General features: G+C 68.4%; 10 protein-coding genes and 1 tRNA gene. 9 read left to right on the top strand and 2 right to left on the bottom strand.

The features are described from left to right. The first annotated feature begins 15 nt into the window (after positions 1-15). The 4 genes from JJQ90_RS16535 to JJQ90_RS16550 all read left to right on the top strand — a co-directional run bounded on the left by JJQ90_RS16535 (position 16) and on the right by JJQ90_RS16550 (position 3,638). The gene (locus JJQ90_RS16535; protein ID WP_216877248.1) at positions 16-1,170 is read left to right on the top strand and encodes an acyl-CoA dehydrogenase family protein; all 1,155 of its coding nucleotides are present in this window, start codon (positions 16-18) and stop codon (positions 1,168-1,170) included. 10 nt (positions 1,171-1,180) lie between these two features. Next, a complete protein-coding gene (locus JJQ90_RS16540; protein WP_216877250.1) occupies positions 1,181-1,480 on the top strand; it encodes a hypothetical protein in 300 nt (99 codons plus the stop codon). 64 nt (positions 1,481-1,544) lie between these two features. Beyond that, positions 1,545-2,945 carry a M20/M25/M40 family metallo-hydrolase gene (locus tag JJQ90_RS16545; protein ID WP_216877253.1) on the top strand — a complete coding sequence of 467 codons (1,401 nt, stop codon included), beginning with the start codon at positions 1,545-1,547 and terminating at the stop codon, positions 2,943-2,945. 126 nt (positions 2,946-3,071) lie between these two features. Further along, on the top strand, positions 3,072-3,638 hold the full coding sequence (locus JJQ90_RS16550) for an EF-hand domain-containing protein (protein ID WP_216877255.1): 567 nt from the start codon (positions 3,072-3,074) through the stop codon (positions 3,636-3,638). A gap of 83 nt (positions 3,639-3,721) precedes the next feature. Here the strand turns inward: JJQ90_RS16550 and JJQ90_RS16555 are convergent. After that, positions 3,722-3,796: transfer RNA gene (locus JJQ90_RS16555), tRNA-Val, on the bottom strand. A gap of 90 nt (positions 3,797-3,886) precedes the next feature. Between JJQ90_RS16555 and JJQ90_RS16560 the strand changes: the two genes are divergently transcribed. Further along, positions 3,887-4,687, top strand: coding sequence for a DUF3108 domain-containing protein (locus JJQ90_RS16560; protein WP_216877257.1), 801 nt, complete (start codon positions 3,887-3,889; stop codon positions 4,685-4,687). Here JJQ90_RS16560 and JJQ90_RS16565 read toward each other — a convergent pair. Continuing rightward, positions 4,661-5,311 carry an HAD family hydrolase gene (locus JJQ90_RS16565; RefSeq protein ID WP_216877259.1) on the bottom strand — a complete coding sequence of 217 codons (651 nt, stop codon included), beginning with the start codon at positions 5,309-5,311 and terminating at the stop codon, positions 4,661-4,663. The two genes, JJQ90_RS16560 and JJQ90_RS16565, sit on opposite strands and share 27 nt — an antisense overlap. Before the next feature lie 113 nt (positions 5,312-5,424). Between JJQ90_RS16565 and glmU the strand changes: the two genes are divergently transcribed. The 4 genes from glmU (at position 5,425) to JJQ90_RS16585 (ending at position 11,331) form a co-directional block, all read left to right on the top strand. Beyond that, on the top strand, positions 5,425-6,735 hold the full coding sequence (glmU, locus tag JJQ90_RS16570; protein WP_216877261.1) for a bifunctional UDP-N-acetylglucosamine diphosphorylase/glucosamine-1-phosphate N-acetyltransferase GlmU: 1,311 nt from the start codon (positions 5,425-5,427) through the stop codon (positions 6,733-6,735). After that, on the top strand, positions 6,735-8,558 hold the full coding sequence (glmS, locus tag JJQ90_RS16575; protein WP_216877263.1) for a glutamine--fructose-6-phosphate transaminase (isomerizing): 1,824 nt from the start codon (positions 6,735-6,737) through the stop codon (positions 8,556-8,558). The genes glmU and glmS overlap by 1 nt, the downstream gene beginning before the upstream one ends. Positions 8,559-9,806: 1,248 nt before the next feature. Beyond that, a complete protein-coding gene (locus JJQ90_RS16580) occupies positions 9,807-10,958 on the top strand; it encodes a site-specific integrase (RefSeq protein ID WP_216877265.1) in 1,152 nt (383 codons plus the stop codon). After that, positions 10,951-11,331: a hypothetical protein gene (locus JJQ90_RS16585; RefSeq protein ID WP_216877268.1), complete on the top strand. Its 381-nt coding sequence runs from the start codon at positions 10,951-10,953 to the stop codon at positions 11,329-11,331. Before JJQ90_RS16580 ends, JJQ90_RS16585 begins: the two co-directional genes overlap by 8 nt. Positions 11,332-11,373: the final 42 nt, after the last annotated feature.

Raw genomic sequence — 11,373 nt, forward strand, 5'->3', positions numbered from 1 at the left:
CGGGGAGGATATCACATGGCCGATGAAACGGCGGTCTTTGAACTGCCCGAGGCAACGCGCGCCCTGCGCGACACGGCGCTCGCCTTCGCCCGCGACAGGCTGGCGCCGAACGCCCTGGACTGGGACCAGCAGCGGCATTTCCCGGTCGATGTGCTGCGGGAGGCCGCGGCGCTCGGCATGGCGGCGCTCTACGTGCGGGAGGAAAGCGGCGGCGCCGGGCTGACGCGGCTGGATGCGGCGGTGGTGTTCGAGGCGCTGGCAACCGGCTGCCCGACCATCTCCGCCTTCCTGTCCATCCACAACATGGTCGCCTGGATGGTCGATCGCCACGGCACGCCGGCGCAGCGGGAGGCCTGGCTGCCGCGCCTCATCCCGATGCAGGCCATCGCCAGCTATTGCCTGACCGAGCCCGATGCCGGCAGCGACGCGGCGGCGCTGGCCACGCGCGCGACACGCGACAATGCCGGCTATGTGCTGGAAGGAACAAAACAGTTCATCAGCGGCGCCGGCACCTCCGACCTCTATCTCACCATGGTGCGGACCGGCGGGCCGGGTGCGGGTGGCGTTTCGGCCCTGCTGGTGCCGAAGGGGATCGAGGGCCTGTCCTTCGGCCCGAATGAGAAGAAGATGGGCTGGAATGCCCAGCCCACCCGCCAGGTGATTTTCGCGGGCGCCCATGTGCCGGCGGAGGCGCTGCTGGGCGCGGAGGGTGAGGGCTTTCGCATCGCCATGGGCGGGCTGGATGGCGGGCGGCTGAATATCGGCGCCTGCAGCCTGGGCGGCGCGCAGCGGGCGCTCGATATCGCCATCGCGCATGTGAAGGAACGCCACGCCTTCGGCCAGGCCGTGGCGAAATTCCAGGCGACGCAGTTCCGCCTGGCCGACATGGCGACGGAGCTGGAGGCCGCGCGCACGCTGCTGTGGCGCGCCTGCGCCAAGCTGGATGCCGGCGCGGCGGACGCCCCCGCCTTCTGCGCCATGGCCAAGCGCTTCGCCACCGATACCGGATCGCGCGTGGCGGATGAGGCGCTGCAACTGCTCGGCGGCTATGGCTACCTCGCGGAATACGGCGTCGAGAAGATCGTGCGGGACCTGCGCGTGCACCGGATCCTGGAAGGCACCAACGAGATCATGCGGGTCATCATCGCGCGCCACATGCTCGGGCGCTGAGGAGGTAAGGATGCGCCGCGCCCTGCTTCTGGCCTTGCTGTTCTGCGCGGCCCCCGGTGCCCTGCCGGGCCAGACCCTGCAGCGCCAGACGGTGGGCGCAGGGGAGGCGGTCGCAGTGGCGCCGCGTTCCCTGGCCCCCGGCGCCGAGCCTGCGCCATTGCCGGCGCTTGCGCCGGCTCCGGTGGCCGCATCGGCGGCCGGTCTCGCCGCGATTCTTCCGGCGCTTCTGCCGTTGGTCGCCGCCGCGCTGCTCGGCGGCGCCACACCCGGCGCCGGTCCGGTCGGCGCGGCACCGGCGACAACACGATAGGCGGTTGGACAGAGCCCGGCTGCTCCGCCATCTTGCGCCGCCTTTGGATAGGGAAGCTGGGCTGATGGCGACACGGGACGGCGCGGTTGGACGCGCCTTGACCTTCTTCGATGAGGGTGGGTTCGAGGGACTGCTGGCGGAGCTCGTCGCCATCCCCTCCACCTCGCAGGAGGAGTCCGGCGCCCCGGGGCTGGTGGCCTATCTCGACACCGCGATGCGCCCCTGGCTGGAGCGGATGGGCTTCGCGGTCACCATCTCGCCCAACCCGCTGCCCGGCTTCGGCCCCATCCTGACCGCCCAGCGGATCGAGGACCCGGCCCGCCCGACCGTGCTTCTCTACGGCCATGGCGACACGGTGCGCGGGCTGGAGGACCAGTGGCGCGCCGGCCTCTCGCCCTGGAAGCTGACGCGGGAGGATGGCCGCTGGTACGGCCGCGGCACCGCCGACAACAAGGGCCAGCACGCCCTGAACCTGGCGGCGCTGGAGGCGGTGCTGGCGGAGCGCGGCGGCAAGCTCGGCGCCAATGTGAAGCTGGTGATCGAGACGGCGGAGGAGCGTGGCTCCAAGGGCCTGCGCGAATTCATCGCCGGCCATGCGCAGGAACTGGCGGCGGATGCGCTGATCGCCTCCGACGGGCCGCGGGTGGAGCCCGGTGTGCCGACCATCGCCACCGGCACGCGCGGCACCTTCCATTTCGAACTGCGGGTGAAGCTGCGCGAGGGTGGCGTGCATTCCGGCCATTGGGGCGGGCTGACGACCGACCCCGCGATCCGCCTGTCGCATGCGCTGGCCACCATCATGGATCATGACGGCAAGATCCTGGTGCGCGGCTGGCTGCCGGCGGGTGGCGTGCCGGCGCCGGTGAAGAAGGTGCTGGAAGGCTGCCCGGTGGGCGGCGGCGACGGCGCGGCGACGATCGACGCGCATTGGGGCGAGCCCGGCCTGACCTCGGCCGAGAAGATCTATGGCTGGAACAGCTTCATCGTGCTGGCCATGCTGTCCGGCCGTCCGGAGAACCCGGTGAATGCCGTGGCGCCGGAAGCCACGGCCTTTTGCCAGATCCGCTACACGGTGGACACCGCGCCGACGGTCTTCGAACCGGCCCTGCGCGCGCATCTGGATGCCCATGGGCTGGCGGATGTGCAGATCGTGAACCCCGGCATCCGCATGCCCGCCAGCCGGACCGCGCCGGACCACCCCTGGGTGGGATGGACGCAGGACTCCATGGCGCGGACCCTCGGCAAGCGGGTGCAGATCATCCCGGCGAGCTCGGGCGGGCTGCCCGGCGATGTCTTCGTCGATCATCTCGGCGTGCCGCTGGTCTGGATTCCGCACAGCTACAATGGCTGCAAGCAGCATGGGCCGGATGAGCACATGCTGATCTCCGCGGCGCGGGAAGGCATCGCCAGTTTCGCCGGCATCTGGTGGGACCTGGGCGAGGCGGGGACACCGCCGCGCGGCTGATCAACTCCTGCTACGGCGCGTTACGCTTCCTCACGCGAAGTGGCGTGCTTCGACACGCCCCTGTTGCATGGGGTGCCCATCTTCCTCCTGCGGCCGGCGATTGGTTCGGCCACGAGGAGAAGCAAGATGACGTCGATGAGGATCGCCCTGTTCGCCGGTGCCGCCATGACCCTCGCAGCGGTCGCGCTGCCGGCGCTCGCCCAGCCGGCCCCCGGCGCTGGCCCGGGCGGCCCGCCCGCCCGCGGCTTCGCGATGGGGGAGGCCTTCGCCCGGGCCGATGCGAACAATGACGGCCGCGTCAGCCGCGACGAGGGCTGGGCCTGGCTGCAGGCCCGCTTCCAGGAGGTCGATGCCGACCGCGATGGCGGCGTGACGGTGGAGGAGATGCAGGCCTATGCCCAGGCCCGCATGGGCAACCGCGGCCAGCGTCGCGGCGCGCAGCAGCACGGTGCCACCATGTTCCGGGCGCTGGATGCGAATGCCGATGGCAAGGTGACGCTGGAGGAAATCCGGCCCTTCGCCGAGGCGATGTTCCGCGCCCGCGACGTGAACAGCGACGGCGCGCTGACGCGGGAGGAAGTGCGCCCGCGCCATCGCGGTCCGCGCCATGGCCAGCACCAGCACCGTGGCCCGGGCGAGCATCGCGGCCCGGGTGAGCGCGGCGGCCCGCCGCCGGCCGCACCGGCGAACTGAGCCAGTCGGACAGACATGAGGTGTCGGAGGGGCGAAGGCTCCTCCGGCGCATCGTGCGAAATCGACTGGAGGAGAGCCCGGGATGGTGGGCGCGACAGGGATTGAACCTGTGACCCTTCGCGTGTGAAGCGAATGCTCTACCGCTGAGCTACGCGCCCATCCCGGGAGCGCGGAATTAGATCGGGGCAGGTGGAGTGTCAAGCGAGGGATGTCTTGGAAGTGGCGCGTGCCACACGATATCCACCGCCATGCAAGCAAGCCCCGTGATCCTGGCCGGCCTTCTGGCCCTGGCCCCGCTGGCCGCCCCGGCGCAGGCACAGCCGATCCGCGCGACCTATGATGTCTATGCGGCGGGCATGACGATCCTGCAGCTCGAAGCCATCTTCGACATCTCGCCGCAGGGCTATCGCGTGGAAACGCGGCTGCGCACCCGCGGCATCGCCGCCGCCTTCGTGCCCGGCGAGCAGACCTCCCGCGCCGTCGGCACCTGGCGGGGGGATGCGGCGCGGCCCAGCAGTTTCCGCGCGGAAGGCGTCTGGCGCGGACGCCCGCGGCTGATCGACCTGGGGTGGGAGGGCGGCAATCCGGTCATCCAGGCGCTGGTGCCGCCCAATGACGAGGAAAGGGAGGCGGTGCCGGAGGCTGACCGCCTGGGCACCATCGACTCGCTCTCCGCCATGGCGCTCCTTTCCCGCGCCGTGGCCACCACGGGAAGCTGCGAGGGGCAGGCGCCGGTCTTCGACGGAAGGCGGCGCAGCGACTTCATCAGCCGGAATGGGGGGCAGGAGGTGATTCGCCCCTGGCGCGCCGCCTGGCACGGCCAGGCGCTGCGCTGCGGCTTCGAGGGACGACTGGTTTCCGGCTTCATGCGCGACCAGCGGCGGGACCAGGCGGCGGCGCCGCAGCGCGGCACGGCCTGGATCGCGGCGCCCTATGCCGGCGCGCCGCCGATTCCGGTGCGGATCGAGATGGAAAGCCGCTGGTTCGGAAGTGCGACCGCCGTGCTGCTGACGGCGGAATCCTCAACCGTGGCGCAGCGCAGCCAGTAGCGCAGGAAGGTCGGAGGGGCGTTCCGCGATCGGCGCTGTGCCGGCCATGGCGCGCGGGCCATAGCCCCAGCCGGCGAAGATCGCCCGCACCCCGGCGCCCTGGGCGGCGGCCATGTCGTTATGGTGGTCGCCGATCATCACCGCGCTTTCGGGCGTGCCGCCGGCATCGCGCAGGGTGCCGAGCAGATGGCCCGGATCGGGCTTGCGGGTGGGATAGGTGTCGCCGCCGCCGATGGTGGCGAAGGCCGATTCCAGCCCGAGTTCCCGCAGCAGCGTCACGGCGGGCACGACCGGCTTGTTGGTGCAGACCGCCAGCCGCCAGCCATCGGCGGCGAGGCTCTCCACGACCTGGCGGATGCCCTCGAAGGGCGCGGTCTCCACCACGGCATGCGCGCCGTAATCGACCAGGAAGGAGTCCAGCGCCGCCGGGTCGAAGGCCTGGCCACGCGCGGCCAGGGCCTTTTCCACCAGGGCCTTGGCGCCATCGCCGATCATCGCCACGACCTCCGGCCGGGTGAAGCCGGGCAGGTCGCGCTGCGCCATCAGGCGGTCCAGCGCGGCGTGGAGATCGGGCGCGCTGTCCACCAGCGTGCCATCGAGGTCGAAGACGGCGATCGGTTGCATGGCCCCCGATAAGCCGGGCCGGCCTGCGCGGCAAGCCGGCCTCGTTACCTGCGGCAATGCGAGTTGACCGATGGCACCTTGCGGCGCGACGGGCGCTCGGACTACCCGGGGGCATGAGCACAGCCGCCGTGATTCTTGCCGCAGGCCTCGGTACCCGCATGCGGTCCCGCCAGCCCAAGGCCCTGCACCCGATCGCCGCCCGGCCGATGCTGCGGCACATCCTCGCCGCCGCCACCGAGGTCTTCGACCGCGCCGTGGTGGTCATCGGCCCCGATATGCCGGAGCTGGAGCGCATCGCCGCGCCGCATCCGGTGGTGGTGCAGGTGGACCGGCTGGGCACCGGCCATGCGGCCCTGCAGGCGGCCGCGCTGCTGGAGGATTTCGCGGGCGATGTGGCGGTGCTCTACGCCGACAATCCGCTCATCACGCCGGAGACGCTGCGCCGCCTGGCCGCGGCGCGTGGCGAGGCAGGTCTGGCGCTGGTGGCGATGCGGCCGGTCGATCCGGGCCGCTATGGCCGGGTGCTGACGGACGCGACCGGCGATGTGCAGCGCGTGGTCGAATGGGCGGATGCGACGCCGGCGGAGCGCGAGGTCGGCCTCTGCAATGCCGGCGTGATCTGCGCACCCGCGTCAAAACTGTTCGGCTGGCTGCGGGCGATCCGCAACGACAACGCCAAGGGCGAATACTACCTGACCGATGCGGTCGCCCTGGCCCGCCAGGATGGCCAGCGCGTGGTCGCCATCGAGGCGCCGGAAGCCGAGCTTCGCGGCATCAACAGCCGTGCGGAGCTTGCGGCGGCGGAGGCCTCCGTCCAGGCGCGGCTGCGGGCGGCGGCGATGGCAGGGGGCGCGACGCTGATCCAGCCGGACAGCGTGACCTTCGCCTTCGACACCCAGCTCGGCCAGGACGTCACCATCGGCCCGAATGTCGTCTTCGGCCCCGGCGTGGTGGTGGAGGATGAGGTCGAGATCCGCGCCTTCAGCCATCTGGAAGGCTGCATCGTGCGCAACGGCGCGGTGATTGGCCCCTTCGCCCGGCTGCGGCCCGGCACGCTGGTGGAACGCGCCGCCCATGTCGGCAATTTCGTGGAGCTGAAGGCCACCGTGCTGGGGGAGGGGGCCAAGGCCAACCACCTCAGCTATCTGGGCGATGCCACCATCGGCGCGGGCGCGAATATCGGCGCGGGTACCATCACCTGCAATTATGATGGCGTGAACAAGCATCGGACCGAGATCGGCGCCGGGGCCTTCATCGGCTCCGACTCCGCCCTTGTCGCGCCGGTGCGGGTCGGCGCGCGGGCGCTGGTCGCGGCCGGCAGCGTGATTACCGAGGATGTGCCGGACGATGCCCTGGCCATCGCGCGTGGCCGCCAGGCCAACAAGCCGGGACGCGGCTTTCGCGGCAAGGGAGGGAAGGCCTGATGTGCGGGATCGTCGGAGTCGTCGGGCGGGAAGACGCCGCGCCAAGGCTGCTGGAGGCGCTGCGCCGCCTGGAATATCGCGGCTATGACAGCGCCGGCGTGGCGACGCTGGTGAATGGCCATATCGAGCGCCGCCGGGCCGAGGGCAAGCTGGCCAACCTGGCCATCGTGCTGGACCAGATGCCGCTGCCCGGCACCACCGGCATCGGCCACACCCGCTGGGCGACGCATGGCGCCCCGGTGGAGCGCAACGCGCATCCGCATGGCACGGCGCGGGTCAGCGTGGTGCATAACGGCATCATCGAGAACCACGCCGAACTGCGCCTGGAGCTGGAGGCGCAGGGCCAGGATTTCGAGACCGAGACCGATACCGAGACGTTTGCCCGGCTGGTCGACTGGCATCTGCAACAGGGCGCGACGCCGGAGCAGGCGGCCTCGCGCGCCCTCAAGCGTGTGCATGGCGCCTTCGCGCTGGCCATGATGTTCGCCGGGCATCCGCGCAAGCTGATCGCGGCCCGGCAGGGCGCGCCTTTGGCCATCGGCTTTGGCGACAACGAGATGTTCGTGGGCTCCGACGCCCTGGCGCTCGCGCCGATGACGCGGCGCATCGCCTATCTGGAGGAGGGCGACTGGGCGGTCGTCTCCGACACCGGCGCGGATTTCTTCGATTCCGAGGATCGTCCGGTGCAGCGCCAGGTGCGGCTGACCGCCATCTCCGGCGCCGCCGTCGGAAAGGGCAATTTTCGGCATTTCATGGAAAAGGAGCTGCATGAGCATCCGGCGGTGCTGGGTGACACCTTGCAGCAGTATCTCGACCCCGGCACCCGCGCCGTGGCCCTGCCGCCGTTGCCCTTCGACCCGGCGGTGGTGCCGCGCCTGACCATGTCCGCCTGCGGCAGTGCCTTCCTGGCGGCGCAGGTCGGCCGCTACTGGATCGAGCAACTGGCCCGCATTCCGGTGGATGCCGATGTCGCCAGCGAATTGCGCTACCGCGAACCGCCCTTCTCCGAGGGTGGCGGCGCCATCCTCGTCTCCCAGTCCGGCGAGACGGCGGACACCATGGCGGCGCTGCGGCTGCTGCAACAGGGCGGCCAGAAGGTGCTGTCCGTGGTGAACGTGCCGGAAAGCAGCATGGCGCGGGAGAGTGACGGCGCGCTGTTGACCGTCGCGGGGCCGGAGATCGGCGTCGCCTCGACCAAGGCCTTCACCGCGCAGCTCGCCTTGCTGGCCTGCCTGGCGATCGGTTTCGGCCGGGCGCGCGGCACATTGGATGAGGCGACGGCGCGGCTGCTGGCCAATACCCTGACCGAGGTGCCGGGCCATGCCGCCTTGATCCTGGAACAGGACGCGGAAATCCGCGCCATGGCGGCGGAGGTGGCGCAGGCGCGGGACGTGCTGTTCCTGGGCCGTGGCGCGATGATGCCCATCGCCATGGAAGGCGCGCTGAAGCTGAAGGAACTCTCCTACATCCATGCGGAGGGTTATGCGGCCGGGGAGATGAAGCACGGCCCCATCGCGCTGATCGACAAGGACGTGCCGGTGATCGCGCTGTGTCCCTCCGGCCCGCTATTCGAGAAGACGGCCTCGAACCTTCAGGAAGCGGCGGCGCGGGGTGGGCGGATCATGGCCTTCACCGATGCAGTGGGCGCCAAGGCGCTGAGGCGCTTTGCCGAAAGGGTGATCGTGCTTCCGACGGTGCACCCCTTCGCCGCGCCGATCCTGCACGCCATCCCGGTGCAGGTGCTGGCCTATCACGTGGCCGTGCTGAAGGGTACGGATGTGGACCAGCCGCGCAACCTGGCGAAGAGCGTGACGGTGGAGTAGTGGGACCCTATGGGAATCCGGAAACTTCCCCGCGATTTATCACGTATTTACAGAGCTTTATGCGGCTTCTAAGCGGAAACCGACGGTTGCGGTGAAAACGGCTATGTAGAGACGTAGCCGAAATCGGAAACTTTCCGTTGTGCAGGCCAAACCCTTGATCCTGCACGCAAGATGGCCGTTGAACTGGCCTGATCAGTTCCGCCAGTTGTTCGCCCTGATGCAAGCCGTGGTCGTGCTCCCCTCCGCCTACGGCTGCGGGGAGCACGACCACGGCGCGGCGACGGCTCGCTGCTCGGTGTAGGCGCAGTTCCTGAACTGCAAGCTCCCGTCGCCGGAATCACCGTTGCCGCTGTTGCGCATGAGGCGGACGCGCATTGATGTGGTCGGCTGGGCCCGCCCAACACGTCCGGCTGTTCGCCGACACTGTGGTGCTGGCGGTCAGTAGTTCCTCGGGGCTCCCACCGAGCGGCCAGGCAGCGCCCGGCGCGGATCTGAGCACAAAGGGCCTTTGACTGCTGTCCCGGTGCGGGAATGCAACCATATCCCCGCATCCCGCCGCACGACGTTTGAGCCGTCCGCCTAGCCAAAGCTCTGCGCCTCGGACAGCCGCCTCAGCGTCAGCCTCGGCTGGCAGGCCCGGCATCTTGTTCCGGCAGACGTTTCAGCGCGGCTTGCCACCTGCCGAACTCTGGCATCGACCGCTGGCCATTCATCGCTGAATGCCGTCGTGCCGGACCGCAGAAGCTTCCGCACCACCTTCTGCGACAGCCTGATGTCGCGATAGGCAGCTTGACGGCCAGCCCCTGCACGAACCGCACGCTGCGAAAACACGCGCTGTGGTCTCGACCACTGACCTCCGCAACACGGCCCTTGTCATGCCCGGAGCGAGCGCGACCCGACCCACAGACGGATCACGATGGAGCGCCCATTAAGCCAGAGCTAAGCCCACGCCCCGTAATAATCCAAATCTGAGCCAGCCACATCAGTGCGATTCACGCTTGCGATTTCGTAATCTTCGTATAGTGTGATAGACTGGTATATTTTTGACGGTGTCAACTGATGTCGAACTTTGGAGCTCCAGTTCTAGCCTCTGGCGACGTGGCATTGATGCCATGGGTCGGGGGGCGAAGCCCTTTGCCCTTCCAGGCTCGTCGCTTCCTCGGGCGATCAGGTAGCGAGCAGGTCCTCCTGATTGACGAGGGGGGTGGACCAGCTTTCTATCCCGCAGTCTTCATCACCTGTCGCTATATGAAGACCGGCAAGGCGGCAAGCACCCGGTTCCATGCGCTCAAGGCCATTGGGATGGCCCGTGCTTGGGCCAGCGCGAAGGCGCGCGACCTCGACGCCGATATCCGCCACGGGGCGTTCATTACGCCTGCCGACGCCGAAGCCATCGCTGATCACCTGACTTTGGACGTTGGAGCTCAAGTCAGGGCGAACCATCTGGCGTCTGAGGCCGCGAAGCCATCCAGGAAGGTTGTTGGGCTTGAGCAGTTTCGGCCACGCCCAGCCAAGCGTGACGTACAGGCGCGCAGCGCCTCTGCCGCGGAGGTGGCGGCCCGCATCGGGTACGTCGCCGACTACGTCGAATGGCTCCTTGAGCATCGTCTTAGCTACAGCGACCGCAACCGACCCGAGATCCAGAGTCTCCAGGAGACTGGAAGGAAGGTCGTCGCACAGCTCCGGCAGCGGCGGAAAGGCCTGAAGTCAGAGTCTAATCCCGACGAGGCACTGGAAGGGGTCCCGCAAAACGTCGTTGACCTCGTGTCTGCGGCGCTACTGCCTGAGGCGCCTCAGAACCCATTCAAGTCCAAATTCATTCGGGCCCGCAACCAGTTGATGTGGCACCTCTACCTTTCGACCGGCGGGCGACGGGAGGAGATCGTCACGGTCCAGGTCAAGCATGTCACGTTCGCATCACGCCGGTTGTTCATCAGCAAATCAAAAACCCTGCTGCGAGAGGTCCCGATCAGCGCACAGGCCGCAGAACTCTTCGATCGCTTCATTGCTGAGCACTGGGCGGGGCTACCTCAGGCAGCTCGGCGTCGCGGTTTCCTGTTCACGGCGGAGAATGGAACCCAGCTCAGCTGCCGCGCAGTCAACCGTGTCTTCGAAACCATCAGAGTCTCCATCCCCGGTGTGTCCAAAAACCTCACCCCTCATTCGGTCCGCAGACATTGGAATGATCGCTTCAGCGAGTTGATTGACCGCCAGTCGCCTGAAAAGCGGATGCCGGTCGAACAGGAGATGCAAGCAAGAAACATCCTTCAGGGCTGGAGTAAGAACTCGGCTATGGGCGCGCGCTATGCGGTGCGGCATCTCCGCCGGAAGGCGGATCAGCTGGGCGAGCAGCTGGCGAAGGAGATTGCAACCAAATTGCCGGAGGCAGCCAATGAGTAATCTGGCCGTATCCCCTGAGCGCAGTGTTGAATGGGTGACGCTCCTTGATGGTAGGCGTTTCGAGATCGACGTGATGGGGCGCACTATCGTACCCACCGATACGGGCGATCACCTTTTCGAATTCACATGGAGCTGCGGTTTGAGCGATTGCCACCGCTCGGCGGTAACGCTTCTTACGGGTCTCCTGGCGACTCATTCCGTGCAGTATGCGTCGCAGTGCACTCGCTACCTGGGTTCATTGGTAGCAGAAGCAGACGAAGCAAACGGTGGACCCGTCGCGAGCCTTCAACTGGCTCACCTCAGCGATTGGCCTGCTAGCCCGGAAAATTCATCAGGGTTGGCGGACATGGTGCAAGCCGTTGAACGGCAATAGGATTCGGCTGCGACACCTGAACCCTGCCGTTTCCGGACACCA

It is taken from the genome of Falsiroseomonas oleicola, assembly GCF_019029495.1.
Lineage (GTDB): Bacteria > Pseudomonadota > Alphaproteobacteria > Acetobacterales > Acetobacteraceae > Falsiroseomonas > Falsiroseomonas oleicola.